Source organism: uncultured Roseobacter sp. (genome assembly GCF_947501835.1).
In the GTDB taxonomy this organism is placed as follows: domain Bacteria; phylum Pseudomonadota; class Alphaproteobacteria; order Rhodobacterales; family Rhodobacteraceae; genus Roseobacter.
On sequence record NZ_CANMXR010000003.1, the window covers coordinates 233,917 to 255,824 of the forward strand.

The window sequence follows — 21,908 nt, forward strand, 5'->3', positions numbered from 1 at the left end:
TAAGGGAGCCGGGAATGTCAGAGATTGAACGCGAAGCGATGGAATACGATGTCGTCATCGTTGGTGCGGGTCCTGCGGGCCTGTCGGCAGCGATCCGGCTCAAGCAGCTGGACGCGGAGTGCAACGTTGTGGTGCTGGAGAAAGGCTCCGAAGTTGGTGCGCATATCCTGTCTGGCGCGGTGCTCGATCCGGTGGGGCTGGATGCACTGATCCCGGACTGGAAAGAGAAGGGTGCGCCGCTGAACGTGCCGGTGGTCGAGGACAATTTCTACATGCTCGGTGAAGCAGGTCATTTGCGGATTCCCAATGCGCCGATGCCACCCCTGATGAACAACCACGGCAATTACATCGTCTCCATGGGGAACGTCTGTCGCTGGATGGCGGAGCAGGCGGAAGAGCTGGGCGTCGAGATTTTCCCGGGCATGTCCTGTTCCGAGCTCGTCTACGGCGAGAACGGCGAAGTGAAAGGCGTGGTGGCTGGTGAGTTTGGCAAGAATGCCGACGGCAGCCAGGGCGATGGATATGAGCCCGGCATGGAATTGCACGGCAAATATGTGTTCCTATCCGAAGGCGTACGCGGCAGCCTCTCCAAACAGGTGATCGACAAATACGACCTGTCCGCCGGGCATGAGCCCCAAAAATTCGGCCTCGGCATGAAGGAAATCTGGGAGATTGATCCCGCCAAGCACAAGGAAGGGTCGGTGACCCACACGATGGGCTGGCCGCTGGGCGGCAACGCAGGGGGCGGCTCCTTCATATACCACCTTGAGAACAATCAGGTTTACGTGGGTTTCGTTGTGCACCTGAACTACCGCAACCCGCATCTCTTTCCCTACATGGAATTCCAGCGCTTCAAGCATCATCCGATGGTGGCGAGCCTGCTGGAGGGCGGCAAACGCGTGGCTTACGGTGCCCGCGCGATCTCGGAAGGTGGATTCCAGTCGATGCCCAAGATGGTGGCACCCGGCGTGGCCCTGTTGGGCTGTTCGGTGGGCATGGTCAACGTGCCGCGCATCAAGGGCAACCACAACGCGATGCTCTCTGGCATCGCCGCGGCAGAGGCGGCAATCGAGGCCATTGCGGCGGAGCGTGGTGGTGATGAGCTGACGGCCTATGAGACCGAAGTGCGCAGCGGCAAAATCGGTCAGGACCTGCGCAAGGTGCGCAATGTCAAACCGCTCTGGTCCAAATACGGCCTGACCGCCAGCCTGGTGATGGGTGGCTTTGACATGTGGACGAACACCCTGGGGTTCTCGATCTTCGGCACGCTGGGGCATGGCAAATCCGATGCCGAGGCGACCGAAGAGGCCGCCAAACATCAGCCGATCGAATATCCGAAGCCAGACGGAAAACTGTCGTTTGACCGGCTCACCAACGTGGCATTTTCCTTTACCAACCACGAAGAAAGCCAGCCTGCGCATCTGACGCTCAAAAACGCCGAAGTGCCGGTGCAGAGCAATCTGCCCAAATATGCAGGCCCTTCTGCGCGCTACTGTCCGGCGGGTGTGTATGAATTCGTCGAAGAAGAGGGCAAGGACACGCGTTTTGTGATCAACTTCCAGAACTGCGTGCACTGCAAAACCTGTGACATCAAGGACCCGGCGCAAAACATCGTCTGGACCACGCCGCAGGGCGGGGATGGGCCCAATTACCCGAACATGTAGGGTTGGGCGGGCCACTTTTTGATCGATAATCCGCCATCCCGCAGAAAGGCGGGGTGCGTCAGCCAGATATGGCCGCGCAGCATTGCGCTTGAGGCTGAACCTGTTAGCCTATGGGAAAAATCCGTCTTCAAAGAGGTCGTGCATCCGTGTTCCAAAAATTGATGACATCTGTGGCCGCAATTGCCCTGTCAGTGGCCGTTGCGGCACCCCTCGCCGCCCAATCGAATGCAGGTGCGTATCTGGCGGCGCGATCTGCCGCGATGCAGAGTGATTTCGACCAGGCCGCCTCCTATTTCACGCAGGCACTGGCGCGCGATCCGCTTAATCTGGAGCTGATGGAGAGCGTTGTGGTCTCGCAATTGGCATTGGGGCGCGTGGATCGCGCTATGCCGGTTGCCGAAACCCTGCTCACGACAGATCGCCCCAGTCAGGTTGCAGAACTGGTAATGACAGCGCACCGGATCATACAGGAAGACTATGAGGCCCTGCTGCAGTTCGAGCCAACCGACGAACAAGGCATCGGGCCGCTTGTTGACGGTCTGGTGAAGGCATGGGCCTTGATGGGCACGGGCAAGGTTTCCGAAGCGCTGGCGGCTTTTAATGCCATCTCAGCGCAGCCCGGCCTGCAAGGCTTTGCGCTTTATCACAAGGCGATGGCGCTGGCGTCTGTTGGCGATTTTGAAGGCGCAGAGGCCATTTTCGCAGCGGACACAACCGGTACGATCATTCAGACCCGACGCGGCGTTCTGGCGCGTGTGGAAATCCTGTCGCAACTGGAAAAAGAACAGGAAGCCCTGGAGCTGTTGCAGCGTATGTTCAGCGGTGCCACCGATCCTGAAATCGAAGAGATCATCACCGCTCTGAACAGCGAGGAACCGCTGCCGTTTCAGCATGTAAACTCCGTTCAAGACGGGTTTGCGGAGGTTTTCTTTTCTGTGGCCGCTGCGTTGATGTCCGAGGCGGGCCCGGAATACACCATCCTCTATGTGCAGGTCGCGCTCAACCTGCGGCCCGATCACGTTGACGCGCTGTTGCTGACCGCTGAGATTTTTGAATCGCTTGAGCAATACAATCAGGCCATCAACATCTACAAGCGCGTGCCAGCGAACGATCCCTCCTATCATGCGGCTGAACTGGGGCGGGCCGCTGCCTTGCGCGAATCCGGCAAACCCGAGGCTGCGATTGAGGTGCTGGAACAACTTGCCCGCAGTCATGGGACACTGGCGAGCGTTCACTCCTCGCTGGGGGATGCGCTGCGGCGCGAGGACCGGTTTGCAGAAGCCGTTGTCGCTTATGACAAGGCTGCAGCACTGGCGCAGGACAGTGGCGGGCCAAGCTGGTTCCTGCTCTATGCCCGGGCAATTTCGCACGAACGGCAGGGAAACTGGGAGAAGGCGGAGGCCGATTTTCGCGCCGCGCTGGAGATTAACCCAGGCCAGCCACAGGTGCTGAATTACCTTGGCTATTCGCTTGTCGAGCGGCAGGAACAGTTAACCGAAGCGCTGGAGATGATCGAGCGCGCGGTCGCGGCCAGCCCGGACAGCGGATACATCATCGATTCTCTGGGGTGGGCGCTCTACCGGTTGGGGCGCTACGAAGAGGCGGTGCCGCACATGGAACGCGCCGTCGAACTGATGGCGGTTGATCCGGTGGTGAACGACCATCTTGGCGATGTGTATTGGGCGGTGGGGCGCAAGCGCGAAGCGGAGTTCCAATGGGCGCGTGCGCTGTCTTTCGTGGATGAGAATGATCCTCTGAGCGAAGCCAAGCCCGACCGCATCCGCCGCAAGCTGAAAGTTGGCCTTGATGCGGTGCTGGCGGAAGAGGGCGCCACCCCTCTGGAAGTCGCCAGGGAGTGACACAAGGCCATGGCTGATCAGCGTCCGGCTGTTGAGGTCTTTGCGCCGGCCAAGATCAATCTGACGCTTCATGTTACCGGTCAGCGCGCAGATGGCTACCATCTGATCGACAGCCTCGTGGTTTTTGCAGATGTCGGCGACAGGCTGCGCATTGCCCCGGGCGATGCACTTTCGATGACCGTCGGGGGATCTGAGGCCAATGCCGTGCCCAGGGGCGGTGATAACCTTATCCTGCAGGTCGCGCGGTTGTTTGACGGGCTGGAGGGCACAGGGTTTGATTTGATCAAGGATCTGCCGGTCTCTTCGGGGATTGGTGGTGGATCGGCGGATGCGGCTGCGACCTATCGCGGGCTGTTAGCCATCCTGGAGGGCGTCGACCGCTCCGCTGAGCTTTTGGCGCTTGGCGCGGATATCCCGATGTGCCTGCACTCTGTCGCCGCGCGCGTGGGGGGGATTGGTGAAGAGGTTGACCCCCTGCCGGAGCTGCCCCCGCTACACGCGGTTTTAGCAAACCCGCGACGTGCAGTATCAACGCCGTCGGTCTTCAAGGCGCTGGTTCAAAAGAGCCATCCGCCCATGCCAAAGACACTTCCGACCTTCAAAAACGCGCAGACCCTGGTCGCCTGGCTTGCCGAACAGCGCAACGACCTGGAAGGCCCGGCAATGTCGCTGGAGCCATCGATTGCCGAGGTGAAAACCGTTTTGGCGTCTCAGCAGGATTGCCTGCTGGCGCGCATGTCAGGGTCGGGCGCAACCTGTTTTGGGGTGTTCCCGGATCAGGAAGGCGCCGAGCGTGCCGCGCTCGCCATGGCGCAGACCCATCCAGACTGGTGGGTTATAGCCGCGCGGCTTGGCTCACAATCGGCGCGCGCGCGTCCTCAATTGATCCGCTCAACCACGTAATCGGCCAGATCGCTTAGCATCTTTTTGACCTCGTGATCGGGAAGGGGCGCAAGTGCATCCTTTGCCTGCGCCGCCCAGGTGCGGGCCGCAGTGGCCGTATCAGTCAATGCATCATGTTTTTGCAAAAGAGCCAGAACGTGGTCCAGATCGCCATCGGTTTGTTTGCCCTTCTCGATGGTGCGGACCCAAAAAGCGTGCTCCTCTGCATCTGCTTTCGCAACCGCCTTGATCAAGGGCATGGTCAGCTTTCGTTCGCGGAAGTCATCACCGATATTTTTCCCGATTGCACTGGCATCCCCTTGAAAATCCAGAAGATCATCAACAATCTGAAAGGCCACGCCCAAAGCATCGCCATAGTCAAAAAGGGCCCGCACCTGGTTTTCGGGTGCATCAGCGATCACCCCGCCAACTTCCATGGCCGCAGAAAACAGTGCCGCGGTCTTGCCACGGACCACCTTGAGGTAGATGTCTTCTGTTGTGCCCAGATCCTGACTGGCCGTGAGCTGCAGAACCTCGCCTTCGGCAATCGTCGCGGAGGCATTCGACAGGATGTCCAGCACGCGCAATGAGCCGGTTTCCGTCATCAACTGAAAACTGCGTGCGAAGAGATAATCACCCACCAGAACCGACGATTTATTGTCCCACAGCAGGTTCGCCGTCGGACGCCCGCGCCGCTGGCCGCTTTCATCGACGACATCATCGTGCAGCAGCGTTGCGGTGTGAATGAACTCCACGGTCGCCGCAAGATTGATGTGATAGGGCCCCTCATAGCCACACATATGCGCGGCTGCGAGCGTCAGCATTGGCCGCAGACGTTTGCCGCCCGCATCAACCAGATGCGCGGTCACTTCGGGAATACGCGGGGCATGCTCAGACGCCATGCGCGTGCGGATCAAAGTGTTCACCGCGGCCAGATCATCGGCCAGAAAGGCCGCCATCCGATCATGGGGTTTTTGCGAATTTTCAGTCTGCAACATCAACTTCCCGTTTGCACGCTCGACATGACCGTCAGCTTGCCTTTACATCCCTGATATGAAGGAACTTTTGCGCAGCACAGACCCAACGATCATCGCCTTTGCCACGGCCCTTCTTCAGGGCGAGGATATAGACTGCTTTGAATTGGACGTAAACATGAGCGTGCTCGAAGGGGGCATCGGAATATTCCCGCGTCGGTTGATGGTCCGGTCCGATGATCACACCGCCGCGATGCGCGTAATGCGCGACAATGAAATTCCGCTGGGCAAATGAATGATGCGCTGACGCGGGACGACTTTTTGGGCGGTCAGGTGCAGCTCTTGCAGCCCAAAACCGGGTATCGCGCGGGGGTCGATCCGGTCCTTCTGGCCGCGAGCGTGCCAGCCGTGCCCGGGCAAAGCATTCTGGACCTTGGTTGCGGTGTCGGGGCTGCGGCATTGTGTCTGGGCGCGCGGGTTTCCGGCTTGTCGCTCACGGGCGTGGAGCTGCAGCAAGATTATGCCCGGCTGGCCGAGCGCAACGGCGGCGGTGCGCTAGAGGTCGTGGTGGCGGATCTGAACGATTTGCCGCTGGATCTGCGTGACCGCCAATTCGATCATGTCATTGCAAATCCACCCTATTTTGATCGTACGGCGGGCCGCGCTGCCGATGATGCCGGGCGCGAAACCGCATTGGGTGAAGACACCCCTTTGCTCATCTGGGTGAAGGTCGCGGCCAAACGTGTGAAGCCAAAGGGGTTTATTCACTTCATTCACCGCGCAGAGCGGTTGCCTGAAATCCTGGCCGCCCTGCCGCGGCACATGGGCAGCATCGAGGTTTTGCCGATCAGCCCACGCATCGGGCGCCGCGCAGAGCTGGTGATCATCCGTGCGCGCAAAAACGGGCGCGCGGCCTTCAAACTGCATGCGCCATTGATTCTCCACGAAGGCCCGCGGCACCTGCAGGACGCCGACAGCTATGTTCCCCTGGTCAAATCCGTGCTGCGGGAAGGGGCGGCGCTGCGGTTTTGAACGCCGTTAATACAATTTTAACGGGTAGTGTGTGCATTCTGCGAATGCGGCGTGACTTGAATCGCAAGGTGTGTTCAACTTGTGCCGTACCGTAGCAAACAGGAGGAATGAATGAGCGTTACTGCGCATGTCGACCAGCTGAAGAAAAAACATCAGACACTGAGCGAAGCCGTAGAAGAGGCGCAACGCGCACCCGGCATCGACGACCTTGCAATCGCTGACCTGAAAAAACAAAAACTACGCCTCAAGGAAGAAATAACGCGACTGTCGAGCTAGTTTCCCGACGTCAGGCTGGCCCGGGCCGCAATCACGGCACCGCTCGTCACCAGGATGGCCGCGATCCCAAGGGTCGCTGACAATGGTGCAACACCAGCCACTACAAGAACGCACGTAGACAAAAGCGGCGCTGCATAAGATGCCGCTCCCAATAACTGTATGTCTCCGTGCTTGACGCCAATGTCCCAGACAAAGAATGCAAGCCCCACGGGCCCGAGCCCCAGAAGTATTGTGGAAACCCAGGCAACCGCGGTTACTGGCATGGCTGTTTGCTCAAACATCAGGTGCAGTGGCAGCGACAACGCCGCGGACGCGAGGCAAAAGACCGTCACGGACTGTGTTGGCGCCTCACCGACCAGACGTGACAGCACAGAATAGCTCGACCAGGTCAGAGCGCAGATCAGTGCCAGCAGGTAGCCGCTGAGAAATTCGGCCTGAAAGCCACCGCCACCACCTGAAATGATCAAAGCGGCGCCTGCGAAGCCGATGATCGCGCCGAGAAGGTGGCCTCGTTTCACCCGTTCGCCTGGGAGCAGTCCTGACAGGACAACAATCAGCAATGGCCAGAGGTACGCGATCAATCCTGCCTCCGCAGCGGGGGCGAGGCGCAGCGCGGAGAAATACAGCGCGTGGTAGCCAAACAACCCCAGCGTGCCGAAAAAATATACCTTCAGCGGCACGGTGCGGAGCACGCGTAGACCACCGGAAAGCGCTGTCCAGATCAATCCACAGGTCCCGCCGATGGTAAAGCATATGGTATTGAGCAAGAATGGCGGTGTTGGGGAAGAGCCCACGGTGAGGAGCGCCAGAAGCGCCCAAAGGATGACGGCTATAAATCCGACCAGCGTGGCCTGAGGCTTGGTCATGCGAGGCTTTCTATCGGGTCAACAACTTGGATGGCTTCGGTGATGTAGGTCGTTTTGCTGATTTCGCGCAACATCCATTCTCGAAACGCTTTGACCTGAGGCCGGTTTTCCGTGCCTTCCGGACAGAGAAATCGGAACCGCGCACCGGTTGACAGCGCGGTCCCATAAGGGGCGACCAACCGGCCTTCGTCGATGTCTTTGACCACAAGGGCACGGCGCCCCAAGACCACTCCAACGCCCGCCAAGGCCGCATCCACTGCATGGTCGGCCTGGCTGAAATGAGGGCCGTGCTGCGGGTCAAAATCATACCCCATCGTGGCGAACCACGCTTTCCAATCGCAGCTGGGGCGCAGAAAGCTGATAGAGTCATCAAAGATCAAAGGCGCGGACATGAGGCTTTCCGTGTCCGGGAATTGAGCCGCGAGGGCTGGCGTCATTACCGGCGCGACCCATTCCTTTGCCAGGGGCAACGAGTAGAGACCCGCGTCGTCATGCCTGCCAAAGCGGATGGCGACATCAATCGCGTCGCGCCCGAAGTCCATGATTTTCAACGACGCGGAAAACCGCAGCTCAATGTCCGGATGCGCCTGGGCAAATTCGTAGAGCCGGGGCGCAAGCCATTTGGCGGTAAATGCGGGCCCGGCGGTGACGGTCAGTGTTTGATTGTCCTGCAGGCGCTGCGCCGCGCGCCAAGCGTTTGAGAGGGTTTGAAAACCGTCGGCGGCGCCGGGTGCCAGAGCCACCCCCGCCTCCGTCAATTCGACCGCGCGATTTAATCGGCGAAACAATGGTGCGCCCAAATGCTCTTCGAGTGATTTGATTTGAAAGCTTAGGGCAGCGGGTGTCACGGATAGCTCGTCTGCAGCCTTGGCAAAGGACATGTGCCGGGCTGCGGCCTCAAAAGCGCGTAACGCTGTGAGCGGTGGAAGGCGTTCTATCATTTCACTTAAGTATATCTTATCTGAATAGATGAAAAGTCTCGTTTGTCGGTTTTGTTTGCGAATGACATAGTAAATTCAGATCAAATGAACTGATGCCACTACGAGGACTTGAACGATGTTTGAAGCCGCAACAGATACCGCCACACGTAACGCAATGCAGCGCGCCCATGAAGAACGGGCACAGGCCATGAAAGACGCATGGAGCTGGTTGTTCTCCTCTTCCCGCTGACGGACTGCAGCCGACTTACGGGATGCAAAAAGGGCCGGTTGAGATAACCGGCCCTTTTTTGGTTCTGACGACAAGTGCCTAGACGAAGAATTGCGCCCCATTGGCGGAAATTGTCGAGCCGTTGATGAACCCGGAATCGTCGGAGGCGAGGAATACGACGCAACGTGCGATCTCTTCCGGCTCGCCCAACCGACCGGCGGGAATTTGACCGATGATCGATTCGCGCACCTTCTCGGGTACGGCCATCACCATTTCGGTTGCGATATACCCCGGGCAGATCGCATTTGCGGTGATGCCAGCCCGCGCTCCTTCTTGTGCCAGCGACTTCACGATGCCCAAATCTCCGGCTTTAGTGGCGGCGTAGTTGACCTGCGCGAACTGGCCCTTTTGGCCATTGATCGAGCTGATCACGATCACACGGCCAAATTTGCGCTCGCGCATGCCGGGCCAAATCGGATGGACGGTGTTGAAAACGCCAGTCAGGTTGGTGTCGATCACCTCTTGCCACTGCTCCGGTGTCATTTTGTGGAACGGCGCGTCGCGCGTGATGCCTGCATTGGCGACGACCACATCAATCGGGCCCAGATCCGCCTCCACGCCCGCGATGCCGTCTTTGCAGGCGTTGTAATCCGCGACGTTCCATTTGTAGGTCTTGATGCCGGTTTCATCGGTGAACTTCGCTGCTGCTTCGTCGTTGCCAGCGTATGTGGCGGCGACAGAGTAGCCTGCGTCTTTCAGCGCATTGGAAATCGAAGCGCCGATGCCTCGGCTGCCTCCGGTGACAAGTGCGACGCGGGACATATAGGATTCTCCTTTGATTTTCTGATAATCTTGTTACGCATTCAATTCGTGTTGCGCAACTTTATTGCGCAGCGGAATCGTACTGAAGGTAGGAAAAATGTATCGGGCGGCGCTTTAAAGCGCCGCCCGAGTATTGATCAGGGGCGCTCGAGGCACATGGCGACACCCATGCCGCCGCCGATGCACAATGTTGCCAGGCCTTTTTTGGCATCGCGCCGCTTCATTTCAAAAAGCAGCGTGTTCAGAATGCGCGCACCGGATGCGCCAATCGGGTGGCCGATAGCGATGGCACCACCGTTGACGTTAACGACTTCCGGGTTCCAGCCCATGTCTTTATTCACCGCGCAGGCCTGTGCCGCGAAGGCCTCATTAGCCTCAACCAGATCAAGGTCTTCGGCCTTCCAACCGGCTTTCTCCAGCGCTTTCCGGCTCGCGTAAATCGGCCCTGCGCCCATGATGGAAGGGTCCAGGCCGACGGTGGCGTAGCTTGCGATACGCGCGAGCGGTTCGATGCCGCGTTTTTCGGCTTCATCGGCGGACATCATCAAAGCGCCAGCTGCGCCATCATTCAAACCGGAGGCATTGGCGGCCGTAACAGAGCCGTCCTTGGTGAAAGCCGGGCGCAGTTTTTGCATGGCGTCGATGGTTGCGCCGTGGCGGATGTATTCGTCCTGATCCACAACGGTATCGCCTTTGCGGCCCTTCACGGTGAAGGCCATGATTTCATCAGAAAACTTACCCGCTTTTTGAGCCGCTTCGGCCTTGTTTTGCGAGGCGACGGCGAATTCATCCTGCTGATCGCGGCTGATCTGCCATTTCTCGGCGACGTTTTCGGCGGTCTGACCCATGTGGTAACCGTTGAAAGCGTCCCAGAGGCCGTCGCGAATCATGGTGTCGATATATTTCATGTCGCCCATTTTGTGACCGGCGCGCAGGGAAGCGGCATGCGGCGACAAGGTCATGTTTTCCTGGCCGCCTGCGGCAACGATGTCGGCGTCACCCAATTGGATATGCTGAGCGGCCAGAGCGACGGCCCGCAGGCCGGATCCACACACCTGATTGATCGTCCAGGCTGCACTTTCCTGTGGCAGACCGGCGTTGATATGAGCCTGACGCGCCGGGTTTTGACCCTGAGCCGCCGTCAGAACCTGACCGAGGATGGTCTCAGAAACTTCCGATGCATCGACACCTGCGCGCGCAACGACTTCTTTCAGCACGGCAGCGCCAAGATCATGAGCAGGGGTGGTTGCGAAAGATCCGCCAAAACTGCCAACAGCAGTGCGGGCCGCGGATGCGATAACGACGTTCGTCATAGAGATGTGTCCTTTGCCATTTCTGGGAAGGGACGCCTCACGCACACCTGAAAACCAAGGCCCGGCACCCCCACCGATGATGGGAAAATGCTTATCTTATTCGCTGCGCAGCAGCAACCAATGGAAATGTGACATTAGGTGCAAGCGCCATGTATGCGCCCTTGTGAGCTTATACAGCGCTTTTGGCTGCAGCGTTGCCCAGCCAATAGGGGCGGGTGGTCGCAGCGCCGAAGTAATATCCCTGCAAGCAGTCCAAACCAAGCTCTATAAGCGTTTCGGCATCCTGCTTGTTTTCGACAAATTCAGCCACGGTCAGCATGTCAAAATGACGTGCGATGGACACAAGCGCGGCTGTCAGCGCCTGATTATCGGGATCGGTTGCAATGCCCTGAATGAATTGCCCGTCAATTTTCAGCACATCGAAGTAGAAATCCTTGAAGTAACTCAAGGCGGTGTAACCGGCACCAAAATCGTCGAGGGCAAAGCAAATACCCTCGATCTGCAGACGGTCCATAAAATCGACCACAAGCTCCGGCACGGTCATCGCAGAGCTTTCCGTGATTTCGAGAATAAGGCGTTCAGCGATCATGCCATTGCGCGAGAGCCACCGGTCCAGCGTGCGATTCCATTGCCGATATCCGATTGAGCGCGCCGACATATTGATCGACAAACGCAGATCGGGGTTTTCGTGCAATGCGCGCAGCCCCATACCCAGGGCGAGTGTGTCCAGTTGACGCCCAAGTTCCGTATTCTCGATGGTATTCATGAAATCAGAGGCCGGTATGACGCGCCCGGTCGCATCCAGGACGCGGATCAGGCCTTCGTAAAAGGCGACCTTATCCGGCGCGCGTGATTGCATGACCGGCTGGTAGGCCAACATGACCTGTTTGTGCTTGATCGCCTCTGCAACCATTTGCGTGACATTCTGATCGCGCCGCGACAGGGCGAAGGACAGCGGATTTTCCGCGCCAGCCGGAATATCCGCCAACATTCTTTTTCTCGGTCCGGGCATCTGGTCCTCGCTCAAGTCGTGCCGCCACTTTGTGACCAAAACCCCTAATACTCGGTAAATATTCTCATTTTGTTCTAATTTGAATCGTGGTTTAATGCTTTGAAAGTTAACGTAAACAGGGGCAACGAGCATGGAGCGGTGCGGCTGGGCAGGACCCGATGAAATCTATTTGAAATACCATGATACGGACTGGGGTGTGCCGGAATATGACAGTCGGGCGCTTTGGGAAAAGCTGGTGCTGGATGGGTTTCAGGCGGGGTTGAGCTGGCTCACCATTTTGAAAAAGCGGGAAAATTTCCGATCAGCCTTTGCTGGCTTTCAGCCCGACCTCATTGCGGAGTGGGGACCGGTGGAGGTTGAGCGGTTGTTGGCGGACAAAGGCATTATTCGGCACCGCGGCAAGATTGAAGCCACGATTTCCAACGCGCGTGTCTGGCAAAACCTTGAAGCGCGGGGCGGATTTGATCAGTTTTTATGGAATTACATGGGCGGCATCCCCTTGCAGAATAGCTGGAAGACGCTGGAAGAGGTGCCTGCTTTTACCCCGCTCTCCAAGCAGATTTCCAAGGATCTGAAAAAGGAAGGGTTTCGATTCTGTGGGCCAACGATCGTTTACGCGTTCATGCAGGCGGTGGGGATGGTCAACGACCACCTGGTGACCTGCCATCGCCACGCCGAGGTTGCCGAAATCGCGCTGGCAAAGACCCGTTGACTCCGACAGATACAGGCGTATAAGCGCGGCTTCATTGGTGTTGGTGGCCCCCGCAAGGGAATGCCTGTCAGGTTTAAACCAGAGGACAACGCCCTTCATCGCCCATCCGGGCATCTTGAGAAGGAGATCAGCCGTGACCAAACGCACGTCTGCCAAGTATAAAATCGACCGCCGTATGGGCGAAAACATCTGGGGGCGTCCGAAATCCCCGGTTAACCGCCGCGAATATGGCCCCGGCCAGCACGGTCAGCGCCGCAAAGGCAAATTGTCCGATTTCGGTATTCAGCTGCGCGCCAAGCAGAAGCTCAAGGGCTACTACGGTGATCTGACCGAAAAGCAGTTCCGTCGCATCTATTCCGAAGCTGAGCGTGTCAAAGGCGATACCGGTGAAAACCTGATTGGTCTGCTGGAGCGTCGTCTGGACGCCGTTGTGTACCGCTCAAAATTTGTGGCCACCGTTTTCGCGGCGCGCCAGTTCGTGAACCACGGCCACGTGAAAGTGAACGGCAAGAAGGTCAACATCCCGTCCTACCGCGTGCAGGAAGGTGATGTGATTGAGGTGCGTGACCGCTCCAAGCAACTGGCCGTGCTGCTCGAAGCAACGCAGCTGCCTGAGCGCGATGTGCCGGACTATATCGAGGCCGACCACTCCAAGATGACCGCAAAATTCGTGCGCACCCCGGCGCTGGGCGATGTGCCGTATCCGGTCATGATGGAACCGAACCTCGTCGTCGAATTCTACGCGAAAAACTAAGCGTTTCGCGATATTAATCAAAAGGCCGTGTCAGAGAAATCTGGCGCGGCCTTTTTCTGTGCGATGACCGCTAAACCGCGCGTGCGACCACGCCAAAGCTGGTCCGCGAGGGTGGGCCTGCGGGGAAGGCATAATGCTGTTCCGCGACAAACCCGGCGCTTTGCAGCATTTGGTCGATCTCTGCGGGCCTGAACGTGCGGTGTCGCCATTGGAGCCAGATCAATACGCTGCACCAATGGGGTTTGGAAACGGACAGCCACAATTGGGCACCTGGGCGTGCCAGGCGTCGCATATGTCTTAACGCCTGCTGCGGGCTTTTGAAGTGTTCGATTACATGTGCGGCCAGCAAGACATCAAATTGCCCCGCGGTCTCGGCGTTCAGACCTTCGATCAGATAGTCCGCATCCACACCACGCGCCGTCAAAGCTGTCTCAGCGCTTGCCAGCATTGCGGCGGATGGATCAAGCAATGCAAGTCGTTCGGGCGCGCCGTTTACGGCCACCCAGGCTTCGGCCATGGCGCCGGTGCCTGCACCGATATCGATGACATGGCCCCCCCTTCGGGCAGCATGGGGCAGGTGAGACAGAAACCCCAGATAGCCATCGTAATAGCCCAACAGGCGCATACGGTCGGACCATCTAGGCGCGGCACTGGCGTATCGGCGATCAAGCAAAGCGGTATCATGCGGCATATCAAAAGACTGTCACAGGGTGGGCGGAGCGGCAAGTCCGCGCCGCGGTGTGTGCCTGTGCGTTTGAGGAAACAATGGCGCCTGAGTGGTTTTCAGGAAGGCTTTCCAGCCCGGATGGATGCTCAGGGGTGCATCACATGGGCATGCGGCCAGAATTGCGCCAATGCGGCTAAAGCAGGGCACTTTTCGGCATCGTGACGCATCGGCAAACTTCCGGTGGCAGACCACGCTGCACCTCGCTAATGTCCGCCAGACAGGAGACGACCCGATGACACAAGCTATCCGCCCCCAGCCCGGCATTATGGACATCGCCCTTTACCAGGGTGGTGCCTCGCAGATCGAGGGGCAAACCGATCCGCTCAAGCTCAGCTCGAACGAGAACCCTTTTGGGACAAGCGCCAAGACGATTGCCGCCGTCACGGAGGCTGCAACCGGATTGCACCGCTACCCGTCCACGGATCATATGAAGCTGCGGCAGGCCATCGCCGAGGTGCACGGGCTGGATGCGCAACGCATCATCTGCGGCGTCGGGTCGGACGAGATTTTGACACTGCTGGCCATGGCCTTTGCCGGACCGGGGGACGAGGTGCTCTATACCGAACACGGGTTCTCGCTCTATCGCATTTTTGCGCTCTCGGCGGGCGCGACACCCGTGGTTGCGCCGGAAAAGGATCGGTGCGTTGATGTCGATGCCCTGATCGATCGAATAAGCGATGCCACGCGTCTGATCTACATCGCGAACCCGGCGAACCCCACGGGCACCGCGCTTGACATGGACGCGCTGACGCATCTGGCCGATGCGGTGCCGGATCATTGCCTGCTGGTGCTCGACGGCGCCTATGCGGAGTTCTTCCATGGCTATGACGGCGGCGCGTCCTTGGTCGAAGCACGCGCAAATGTCGTCATGACGCGGACCTTCTCCAAGCTCTATGGGCTTGGTGGATTGCGCGTTGGCTGGGGCTACGCCCCGCAAAATATCATCGATGTGCTCAACCGGATACGGGGCCCGTTCAACATGTCGTCCGTCGCGCTGGCGGGTGCCGAGACCGCAGTGCGCGACCGCGCCTTTGTCGAGACCTGTTTGCAGGAAAACGCGGAACAGCGTGCCCGACTGACCGGCGGTCTGCACCAGTTGGGCATCGCCTGTGATGAAAGCCACGCCAATTTCGTAATGGCCCGTTTTGCCAGTGAGGTAGAGGCCCTCGCCGCCGATGCACATCTGAAAGCCGCGGGTATTCTGGTGCGGCTGGTCAAGGGCTACGGCTTCCCGGAAGCATTGCGGATCACCGTGGGTCGCGCAGAGGACGTGACCCGGGTGCTGGAGGCGCTTGGGTCCTTCAAGGGGGCAGAATGAGCGTGATTTATAACCGCGTCGCTCTGATCGGACTGGGATTGATTGCCTCCTCGATGTTCTGGGCGATGAAACGCAAGGGGCTCGCGGGCGAGATCACGGGTTATGCGCGTAGCGCCGAGACGCGGGACACGGCGCGACGGATCGGCCTGTGTGACCGGGTGTGCGACACCGCGAACGAGGCGGTGCAGGATGCTGATCTGGTGGTGCTCTGCGTGCCTGTGGGCGTGATGGGCAGTGTCGTGGCGGGGATCGCAGATGACTTGAAACCGGGCGCGACCCTTTCAGACGTAGGCTCCGTCAAACGCGATGTGATTGACAACGTCTCTCCGCATCTGCCGGATCATGTTCACTTTATTCCCGGGCACCCGATTGCTGGGACCGAGCATTCCGGGCCGGAAGCGGGCTTTGCGGAGCTCTTTGACAATCGTTGGCTTCTGCTGGTGCCTGTCGAAGGGTCTGACCCGAAGGCCGTGGCACAACTGCGCGCGCTGTGGGAAGGGATGGGCAGCAATGTCGAGGAAATGGAGGCCGATCACCATGATCTGGTGCTGGCCGTCACCAGCCATGCGCCGCATCTGATTGCCTATACCATGGTTGGCGTGGCCGATGATCTGCGCCGTGTCACCGACAGCGAGGTGATCAAATACTCCGCTGCCGGGTTTCGCGATTTCACACGGATTGCAGCGAGTGACCCGACCATGTGGCGCGACGTGTTCTTGACGAACAAGGATGCGACGCTGGAAATTCTGGGACGGTTCACCGAAGAGCTCTTTGCCCTGCAACGCGCCATTCGGACCGGTGACGGCGAACATCTGCATGACTATTTCACCCGTACACGGGCGATCCGGCGTGGGATCATCGAAGCGGGTCAGGATACCGACGCCCCGGATTTCGGACGGGGCAAGGCGTCTTCGTGAGGCTTCTGCTGCTCATTTGCGTGCTTGCGGCAGGTAGTGCCGCTGCCAATGCCCCTGATACGTCAAAACGGCCCGTCAGCCGACCCACGACAGGCGCGTTGCCTCTGAATCTGGAGAGTTCGGGTGCGATATCAGCGCCCGAGCGCTCGCCCGAGGCCATGGCGGCAACGGTGCGCGGGGATGTGCCGCGCGTCTCTCTGCGCCCGCAGGAACGGACACGGGCGGTGCGCCGTGTGATCCGCAAGCATCAAAAGCTGCGGGCCAAAGGTGCCATATGCGGCGATCCGGACATTCAGGGTGAGGTCGTGGGCCGTGTGACCAGCGGGGTCATAGGGTGTGGCGTCACCCAAGCGGTGCGTGTGCGGTCGGTGTCCGATGTGACGCTCAGCCAAAGGGCGGTCATGGATTGCGGGACGGCGCAGGCGTTGAAATCGTGGATCAACGACGCGGCGAAACCCGCCCTGAGCAAGAAGGGCGGCGGGCTGAAAGGCCTGCGTGTCGCGGCGCACTACGCCTGCCGGACCCGGAACAACAAGAAGGGCGCGCGCATTTCCGAACATGGCAAGGGCCGTGCGATCGACATTTCGGGTTTTCAGTTGCGTGACGGATCGATGATCACCGTTTTGACGGGCTGGACGGCGCGGGACTACGGTCAGGCGTTGCGCGACATGCACCGGGGGGCCTGCGGCCCGTTTGGCACGGTGCTGGGACCGAATGCCGACAGCCATCACCGCGACCATTTCCATTTCGACACCGCACGCTACCGCAGCGGATCCTATTGCCGTTAACGCAGGATGAGGCGCGGGGCTTGTCCCAGAGGCAAAAAGCCCAGAGAGACAAAACCTTCGCGCAGTGTCAGGGTCAGATCCAGAGCCTCAGGGTTGCCGGACAGCCCGGCGAAGGTCGACAGCGCCTGTTCAATCTGCGGCTTCAAGGCCGACGGGAGGACGCCGCCGGTTTCCGCCAGCGTCAGCATGGCCCGCCAGTTGCGCGCTTGCACATTCACCGTCCCGCTGGCGTTTCCGACCTCGTCCACCTCCAAGCCCGCTGCAAATCGCAATCGAAGTTCGCCCCAGATTGCTTCGGCTTCGTTGATGACGATCCGGCGCGGCTGCGGGCGGGAGACTTCAAGCGCTGTGACATCCCAGGGGCGGTCAAAATGCACCCGGGCCTGCACCGTCAACCGATCAAAATTCACCGGCCAATCTTCGGGGATGAACAGCGTATCGCGCATCACCTCGCCCGGGCGCAGGGCGTCCACATTCAGATCAAACTGATAGGTTGCGGGGTCCTCGGCATCTTGCTGGACCGCGGCCTCGGATGCGCCACCGGATAGAAGGTCGCCCGCATCCCTGCTCAACAACCAGGCATCTGCAGCAGCCATCATGTCTTCCAACTCAAGCGCTGCGTTGGTCTTGACCGACAGACGCGCCTGTCCCTTTTGCGTCAGCAGGCGATAGCGATCCTCCGGATTGGCCAGCAAAATGGGATCGTCCGGCAAGCCGAGCGTCATCGAGCCCGGCGCCCAAAGCTTTGCCTGCAGGGTCAGGGCGGAGGCTTCAAAAGCGACCCCGGTTTCGGGGTCCGCCAAGGCGGGATCTTTGAGAGTGAGCAGAATGTCGAAAGGATAGCCCTCAAAGGCAATCGCGGAGGTCTCCGCCTGCCAGCCCTCAGATTGCCGCGTGGCAAACCAGCCGTCGATGCCGCGTACCAACCCCAGCGTCGCCACGGTCCACCAGATACTCCAGCCCACCGCCGCCAGAACCGCCAGCCAGATGAAACGTCGCATGACAGAGCCCTTTCCCTTGCCGCCGATTTGAGGTTTACGCAATGCAGCCAAGGAGAACCAGCACGATGACAATGTGGGTATTCGGCTACGGCAGCCTGTTGTGGAATCCCGGTTTTGATGTGGCCGAGCAGGTCGTGGGAACCTTGCCCGGCTATGCGCGCTCTTTCTGCATGTGGTCCATTCATCACCGTGGCACCGAAGAGAACCCGGGGCTGGTGCTGGCGCTGGATGAAGAGCCCGCGCACGCCTGCGAAGGCGTGGGTCTGGCGGTTGCCGCCGGGCAAGAGGCGCAGACGCTGAGCTATCTGCGCGAGCGGGAATTGATCTCTTCGGCCTATCTTGAACGGGAATTGGATATCGATCTCGTCGATGGTCGTCGGGTTCAGGCGCTGTGCTATGTGATCAACCCCGAACATGCGCAATATTGCGGGGGGATGCCGCTGGAAGAACAGGCTCAGGTGATCGCCCGGGCCAGGGGCGGCATGGGGCCAAACACCGAATACCTCTACAACACCGCCGCTCATCTGACAGAGATCGGTCTGCACGATCCTGACCTTGAATGGTTGAGCCAGCGGGTCCGGCACCTGACCGCATAAATCCTTGGCGCTGGGGCCGGTTTTCAGTGTAAGCTGCCGCGAGAGCAGAACAATAAGGCGCGGGGAGCAATTGCGCATGGCATTGCCAGACCAGGAGGCAAGACCGGTTTTTTCGCAGCCGGTGCGGCAGATATCGCTCATGCTGATTGTGCTGGCGCTGAGCGGGTTCGGTGGCTTTCTGGCGCTACCGCGGGTGCTGCCGGTGTTCGAGGCCAATCCCTATCTGAACGGGTTTATCATCTTCGTCTTTTTCATCGGTGTGCTGGCCTGTTTCTATCAGGTCTTTCAGCTGATCGGGTCGGTGAGGTGGATCGAGCGTTTTGCGTCAGATCAGCAGGATGCCAGCATTCAGGCGCCTCAACTTCTGGCCCCGCTGGCGTCCTTGCTGCGCGCGCGCGGCGTGCGGATGCAGGTCAGCGCGACCTCTACGCGTTCCATTCTGGATTCCGTTGCCACCCGCATCGATGAAGCGCGTGAAATCACCCGCTACATCGTCAACATGCTGATTTTCCTGGGCCTTTTGGGTACATTCTACGGGTTGGCAACGACAGTGCCTGCGGTGGTCGACACCATCCGTAGCCTTGCACCGCAAGACGGTGAAGGCGGTGTGGAAGTCTTTAACAGGTTGATGACCGGGCTTGAGGCGCAATTGGGCGGCATGGGCGTGGCGTTTGCATCCTCCTTGTTGGGTCTCGCGGGGTCCTTGATTGTCGGTCTTTTGGAATTGTTCGCCGGGCATGGTCAGAACCGTTTTTACCGCGAGTTGGAAGAATGGTTGAGTTCCATCACCCGTGTGGGTTTCTCTTCGGGCGATGAGGCTGCGGGTGATCAGGGTGCGCTGGCAAATGTGGTGGAGCATATGGTCGAGCAGATGGAAAGACTGCAACTGATGTTCCAGCAATCGGATGTCAGCCGCACCGAGGTGAATGAAAATCTGGGCACCTTGGCGACTTCCATCGAACGGATGACCCAGAAAATGGATGGGATGGACCCTGCAAGCGCGGCTCTTGAGCGTGTTGCCGCAGGGCAGGAGCGGCTGATTTCTGCCATCGAAAATCAAGGCCACGGCGACGGGATCGACGCAGAAAGCCGCATGCGGTTGCGGTCGATCGACGTGCAAATGCTGCGGATTCTCGAAGAGATCTCCGCCGGGCGTCAGGAAAGCGTGGCCGAGCTGCGCATGGATCTCTCCAGACTGACCGAAGCACTCCGGTCGGGCCGAACCCGCTCCAACGTCAAGATCAGATCCGGAGATAGCTGATCATGGCGCTGTCGCGACGTACGGGCACACGCTTTCAGGCTTCGATCTGGCCCGGATTTGTCGATGCGATGACGGGTCTGCTGTTGGTGCTGATGTTCGTGCTGACCATCTTCATGGTGGTGCAATTTGTGTTGACGGAGCGGATCACCGGACAGGAAACCGAATTGGACCAGCTTGCCGGGGAAGTGGCTGCATTGGCGCAGGCCCTTGGGCTTGAACGGCAAACCAATGATGATCTCGAAGCGCGCGTCGGCGCATTGAGCACGTCACTGACCGACGCGGAAACCCGTATCGCGACGCTGACCGCCACGCGGGACGCCCAGGCCGCAGCCTTGAGCGAAGCGCAAACCCAGATCACCAGTTTTGAGGCACAGGTCGCGGCGCTGCTCGCGCAGCGCGATACGGCGCTTGGAGATGTTGCCGCATTGGAAGAAACCCGCGATGCGTTGGAGCAGACACAAGCGGAATTGCTGAGCGAGCAGGAGGCGCTCAACCTCGCCTTGGCATCCGCACGCACGGAAATAGACGCGCAGGCTGAAGCCGCCCGTCTTGCTGCTGCCCGCCGTGAAGCATTGGACGCGCTGGTCGCTGACTTGCGGGCCCGAAATGCCGCGACGGAGGGTGAGGTCGATCAGTTAACGGCAGAATTGGGGGATGCGGAACAAGCGCTTAGCGAAGAAGAGGCCGCAAGGCTGGCGGAAGCTGCCGCCGCAGAGGCCCTGCGCGCACGATTGGCGGATGCGGATGCTGAGTTGACGGCGATGACCCTGGCGCTGGAGGCGCAGCGCAAGGAAGCGGAAGACACGTTGACGCTTCTGGCTGCGGCACGCGCGGTTGAGAACGAACTCGATAGCCAACTGGCTGCCGCCTTGCTCCGGATCGATGGGTTGGAGGGTACTGCCGCGACCGCTTCAGAGCAAGCGGAAGCTCTGCGCGCAGCGGAAGCTGAGTTGCGTGCCGAATTGGAAGCGGCGCAATCACAGGCCGAAACTGATCAGCAGGCGCTGCAAACGCAGCAAGCAGATCTCAAAGCGGAACAACAACGCTTGCGCGAACAACTCGCCACTGCGCTTGCTGCAAAGCTGGCGGCGGAAACGCTTGCCGAGGATACCAGCACCGATGCCGAACGGCGCGCCGCCCTGCTGGCAGAGGCCCGCCGGGCATTGTCGCAGGAGGAAGCGATCAGCGCCGAAGCCCAACGCCAAACGGAACTTCTGAACCAACAGGTCGCAGCGTTGCGCACGCAATTGGGAGATCTGCAATCCCTCCTGGATGATGCGGTGGCAAGAGATGCGGCCTCTCAAGTCCGACTCCAATCACTGGGGTCTGATCTGAACACGGCGCTGGCCCGCGTTGCGGCTGAAGAACGTCGTCGCGCAGCACTCGAGGAAAAAGAGCGGATCAGGCTGCAGGAAGAGGCTGCCCGGTTGGCGGAGGAAGCCAAGGATCTGGAGCAATACCGTTCCGAGTTTTTTGGCAGATTGCGCGACGTGTTGGGACGACAGGAAGGAGTGCGCATCGAAGGCGACCGGTTTGTTTTTTCTTCAGAGGTGCTCTTTGCGCCGGGGCGGGCAGACCTTTCCGAGGAGGGGCAGCGCGAAGTCGCCAAGGTCGCGGGGATCATTGCCAGTGTCGCGGATGAAATCCCGCCGGAGATTGATTGGATCATCCGCGTAGACGGTCATACGGACAACCTGCCCCTGTCGGGCTTTGGTGAGTTTTCGGACAACTGGGAACTCAGTCAGGGGCGAGCGCTGTCGGTAGTGAAATACATGGTGAACGCCTTGGGCATTCCACCAAACAGGCTGGCCGCAAACGGTTTTGGGCAATATCAGCCGGTTGCGATAGGCGATACCGAAGAAGCCCGCGCGCTGAATCGCCGGATCGAGCTGAAGTTCACGGAAAAGTAGATTCGGTCGTTTGGGAGGTGCAGACGTGATGGCGAGGTGCCCGCAGTCATTCAATGTGCGGTGTGTGTCGAACGC

Annotated in this window: 22 protein-coding genes; 14 read left to right on the forward strand and 8 right to left on the reverse strand. The window is 59.4% G+C overall.

The window, feature by feature from the left end; translation table 11 throughout:
• Window positions 1-14 precede the first annotated feature (14 nt).
• From Q1A20_RS07875 to Q1A20_RS07885, 3 genes are all read left to right on the forward strand, one after another.
• Window positions 15-1,664, forward strand: coding sequence for an electron transfer flavoprotein-ubiquinone oxidoreductase (locus Q1A20_RS07875; RefSeq protein ID WP_299916689.1), 1,650 nt, complete (start codon window positions 15-17; stop codon window positions 1,662-1,664).
• A 161-nt stretch (window positions 1,665-1,825) separates the two neighbouring features.
• A complete protein-coding gene (locus Q1A20_RS07880) occupies window positions 1,826-3,523 on the forward strand; it encodes a tetratricopeptide repeat protein (protein ID WP_299916785.1) in 1,698 nt (565 codons plus the stop codon).
• Window positions 3,524-3,532: 9 nt separating this feature from the next.
• A complete protein-coding gene (locus Q1A20_RS07885) occupies window positions 3,533-4,426 on the forward strand; it encodes a 4-(cytidine 5'-diphospho)-2-C-methyl-D-erythritol kinase (RefSeq protein ID WP_299402742.1) in 894 nt (297 codons plus the stop codon).
• Here the strand turns inward: Q1A20_RS07885 and Q1A20_RS07890 are convergent.
• A complete protein-coding gene (locus Q1A20_RS07890; protein WP_299402743.1) occupies window positions 4,402-5,403 on the reverse strand; it encodes a polyprenyl synthetase family protein in 1,002 nt (333 codons plus the stop codon). The genes Q1A20_RS07885 and Q1A20_RS07890 overlap by 25 nt on opposite strands.
• 55 nt (window positions 5,404-5,458) lie before the next feature.
• On the opposite strand from Q1A20_RS07890, the gene Q1A20_RS07895 reads away from it, so the two are divergent.
• The 3 genes from Q1A20_RS07895 (at window position 5,459) to Q1A20_RS07905 (ending at window position 6,687) form a co-directional block, all read left to right on the forward strand.
• Entirely contained in the window at window positions 5,459-5,674 is a 216-nt protein-coding gene (locus Q1A20_RS07895; RefSeq protein WP_298973964.1) for a DUF2007 domain-containing protein, read from the forward strand.
• Window positions 5,671-6,411: a methyltransferase domain-containing protein gene (locus Q1A20_RS07900; RefSeq protein WP_299402745.1), complete on the forward strand. Its 741-nt coding sequence runs from the start codon at window positions 5,671-5,673 to the stop codon at window positions 6,409-6,411. The genes Q1A20_RS07895 and Q1A20_RS07900 overlap by 4 nt, the downstream gene beginning before the upstream one ends.
• 111 nt (window positions 6,412-6,522) lie before the next feature.
• Window positions 6,523-6,687: a DUF465 domain-containing protein gene (locus tag Q1A20_RS07905; RefSeq protein WP_298973961.1), complete on the forward strand. Its 165-nt coding sequence runs from the start codon at window positions 6,523-6,525 to the stop codon at window positions 6,685-6,687.
• Here the strand turns inward: Q1A20_RS07905 and Q1A20_RS07910 are convergent.
• From Q1A20_RS07910 to Q1A20_RS07930, 5 genes are all read right to left on the reverse strand, one after another.
• Window positions 6,684-7,553, reverse strand: coding sequence for an EamA family transporter (locus Q1A20_RS07910; RefSeq protein WP_299402747.1), 870 nt, complete (start codon window positions 7,551-7,553; stop codon window positions 6,684-6,686). The two genes, Q1A20_RS07905 and Q1A20_RS07910, sit on opposite strands and share 4 nt — an antisense overlap.
• On the reverse strand, window positions 7,550-8,494 hold the full coding sequence (locus tag Q1A20_RS07915) for a transcriptional regulator GcvA (RefSeq protein ID WP_298973957.1): 945 nt from the start codon (window positions 8,492-8,494) through the stop codon (window positions 7,550-7,552). The genes Q1A20_RS07910 and Q1A20_RS07915 overlap by 4 nt, the downstream gene beginning before the upstream one ends.
• Window positions 8,495-8,801: 307 nt before the next feature.
• Window positions 8,802-9,524: an acetoacetyl-CoA reductase gene (gene phbB / locus Q1A20_RS07920; RefSeq protein ID WP_298973956.1), complete on the reverse strand. Its 723-nt coding sequence runs from the start codon at window positions 9,522-9,524 to the stop codon at window positions 8,802-8,804.
• A 137-nt stretch (window positions 9,525-9,661) separates the two neighbouring features.
• Window positions 9,662-10,837, reverse strand: coding sequence for an acetyl-CoA C-acetyltransferase (locus Q1A20_RS07925; RefSeq protein WP_299402750.1), 1,176 nt, complete (start codon window positions 10,835-10,837; stop codon window positions 9,662-9,664).
• A gap of 169 nt (window positions 10,838-11,006) precedes the next feature.
• Entirely contained in the window at window positions 11,007-11,828 is an 822-nt protein-coding gene (locus tag Q1A20_RS07930; protein WP_298973953.1) for an EAL domain-containing protein, read from the reverse strand.
• 151 nt (window positions 11,829-11,979) lie between these two features.
• On the opposite strand from Q1A20_RS07930, the gene Q1A20_RS07935 reads away from it, so the two are divergent.
• Window positions 11,980-12,561: a DNA-3-methyladenine glycosylase I gene (locus tag Q1A20_RS07935; RefSeq protein ID WP_299916692.1), complete on the forward strand. Its 582-nt coding sequence runs from the start codon at window positions 11,980-11,982 to the stop codon at window positions 12,559-12,561.
• Window positions 12,562-12,694: 133 nt separating this feature from the next.
• Window positions 12,695-13,315, forward strand: coding sequence for a 30S ribosomal protein S4 (rpsD, locus tag Q1A20_RS07940; RefSeq protein WP_298973950.1), 621 nt, complete (start codon window positions 12,695-12,697; stop codon window positions 13,313-13,315).
• Window positions 13,316-13,385: 70 nt separating this feature from the next.
• Here rpsD and Q1A20_RS07945 read toward each other — a convergent pair whose 3' ends face one another.
• Window positions 13,386-13,988, reverse strand: a complete 603-nt coding sequence (locus Q1A20_RS07945; RefSeq protein WP_299916694.1) for a methyltransferase domain-containing protein — start codon at window positions 13,986-13,988, stop codon at window positions 13,386-13,388.
• 286 nt (window positions 13,989-14,274) lie between these two features.
• On the opposite strand from Q1A20_RS07945, the gene hisC reads away from it, so the two are divergent.
• The 3 genes from hisC to Q1A20_RS07960 are packed head-to-tail and all read left to right on the forward strand — an operon-like array spanning window position 14,275 to window position 17,065.
• Window positions 14,275-15,360, forward strand: coding sequence for a histidinol-phosphate transaminase (hisC, locus tag Q1A20_RS07950; RefSeq protein ID WP_299916696.1), 1,086 nt, complete (start codon window positions 14,275-14,277; stop codon window positions 15,358-15,360).
• On the forward strand, window positions 15,357-16,277 hold the full coding sequence (locus Q1A20_RS07955) for a prephenate/arogenate dehydrogenase family protein (RefSeq protein ID WP_298973943.1): 921 nt from the start codon (window positions 15,357-15,359) through the stop codon (window positions 16,275-16,277). The genes hisC and Q1A20_RS07955 overlap by 4 nt, the downstream gene beginning before the upstream one ends.
• Entirely contained in the window at window positions 16,274-17,065 is a 792-nt protein-coding gene (locus Q1A20_RS07960; RefSeq protein WP_299916698.1) for an extensin family protein, read from the forward strand. Before Q1A20_RS07955 ends, Q1A20_RS07960 begins: the two co-directional genes overlap by 4 nt.
• Here the strand turns inward: Q1A20_RS07960 and Q1A20_RS07965 are convergent.
• Window positions 17,062-18,066: a DUF2125 domain-containing protein gene (locus Q1A20_RS07965; RefSeq protein ID WP_299402761.1), complete on the reverse strand. Its 1,005-nt coding sequence runs from the start codon at window positions 18,064-18,066 to the stop codon at window positions 17,062-17,064. The two genes, Q1A20_RS07960 and Q1A20_RS07965, sit on opposite strands and share 4 nt — an antisense overlap.
• A 65-nt stretch (window positions 18,067-18,131) precedes the next feature.
• Between Q1A20_RS07965 and Q1A20_RS07970 the strand changes: the two genes are divergently transcribed.
• From Q1A20_RS07970 to Q1A20_RS07980, 3 genes are all read left to right on the forward strand, one after another.
• Complete coding sequence (locus Q1A20_RS07970) at window positions 18,132-18,662, forward strand: gamma-glutamylcyclotransferase (protein WP_299402763.1); 531 nt, start codon at window positions 18,132-18,134, stop codon at window positions 18,660-18,662.
• Window positions 18,663-18,738: 76 nt separating this feature from the next.
• Window positions 18,739-19,923: a biopolymer transporter ExbB gene (locus tag Q1A20_RS07975; RefSeq protein ID WP_298973936.1), complete on the forward strand. Its 1,185-nt coding sequence runs from the start codon at window positions 18,739-18,741 to the stop codon at window positions 19,921-19,923.
• A gap of 2 nt (window positions 19,924-19,925) precedes the next feature.
• Window positions 19,926-21,833, forward strand: a complete 1,908-nt coding sequence (locus Q1A20_RS07980; protein ID WP_299916701.1) for a peptidoglycan -binding protein — start codon at window positions 19,926-19,928, stop codon at window positions 21,831-21,833.
• The last annotated feature ends 75 nt before the right edge of the window (window positions 21,834-21,908 follow it).

Coding starts and splice junctions, on each gene's coding strand:
- Q1A20_RS07875 (WP_299916689.1), top strand. CDS start 15: ATGTCAGAGATTGAACGCGAAGCGATGGAATACGATGTCGTCATCGTT.
- Q1A20_RS07880 (WP_299916785.1), top strand. CDS start 1,826: ATGACATCTGTGGCCGCAATTGCCCTGTCAGTGGCCGTTGCGGCACCC.
- Q1A20_RS07895 (WP_298973964.1), top strand. CDS start 5,459: ATGAAGGAACTTTTGCGCAGCACAGACCCAACGATCATCGCCTTTGCC.
- hisC (WP_299916696.1), top strand. CDS start 14,275: ATGACACAAGCTATCCGCCCCCAGCCCGGCATTATGGACATCGCCCTT.
- Q1A20_RS07935 (WP_299916692.1), top strand. CDS start 11,980: ATGGAGCGGTGCGGCTGGGCAGGACCCGATGAAATCTATTTGAAATAC.
- Q1A20_RS07915 (WP_298973957.1), bottom strand. CDS start 8,494: ATGATAGAACGCCTTCCACCGCTCACAGCGTTACGCGCTTTTGAGGCC.
- Q1A20_RS07925 (WP_299402750.1), bottom strand. CDS start 10,837: ATGACGAACGTCGTTATCGCATCCGCGGCCCGCACTGCTGTTGGCAGT.
- Q1A20_RS07965 (WP_299402761.1), bottom strand. CDS start 18,066: ATGCGACGTTTCATCTGGCTGGCGGTTCTGGCGGCGGTGGGCTGGAGT.
- Q1A20_RS07910 (WP_299402747.1), bottom strand. CDS start 7,553: ATGACCAAGCCTCAGGCCACGCTGGTCGGATTTATAGCCGTCATCCTT.
- Q1A20_RS07905 (WP_298973961.1), top strand. CDS start 6,523: ATGAGCGTTACTGCGCATGTCGACCAGCTGAAGAAAAAACATCAGACA.
- Q1A20_RS07975 (WP_298973936.1), top strand. CDS start 18,739: ATGGCATTGCCAGACCAGGAGGCAAGACCGGTTTTTTCGCAGCCGGTG.
- Q1A20_RS07900 (WP_299402745.1), top strand. CDS start 5,671: ATGAATGATGCGCTGACGCGGGACGACTTTTTGGGCGGTCAGGTGCAG.
- Q1A20_RS07955 (WP_298973943.1), top strand. CDS start 15,357: ATGAGCGTGATTTATAACCGCGTCGCTCTGATCGGACTGGGATTGATT.
- phbB (WP_298973956.1), bottom strand. CDS start 9,524: ATGTCCCGCGTCGCACTTGTCACCGGAGGCAGCCGAGGCATCGGCGCT.
- Q1A20_RS07970 (WP_299402763.1), top strand. CDS start 18,132: ATGACAATGTGGGTATTCGGCTACGGCAGCCTGTTGTGGAATCCCGGT.
- Q1A20_RS07890 (WP_299402743.1), bottom strand. CDS start 5,403: ATGTTGCAGACTGAAAATTCGCAAAAACCCCATGATCGGATGGCGGCC.
- Q1A20_RS07930 (WP_298973953.1), bottom strand. CDS start 11,828: ATGTTGGCGGATATTCCGGCTGGCGCGGAAAATCCGCTGTCCTTCGCC.
- Q1A20_RS07980 (WP_299916701.1), top strand. CDS start 19,926: ATGGCGCTGTCGCGACGTACGGGCACACGCTTTCAGGCTTCGATCTGG.
- Q1A20_RS07885 (WP_299402742.1), top strand. CDS start 3,533: ATGGCTGATCAGCGTCCGGCTGTTGAGGTCTTTGCGCCGGCCAAGATC.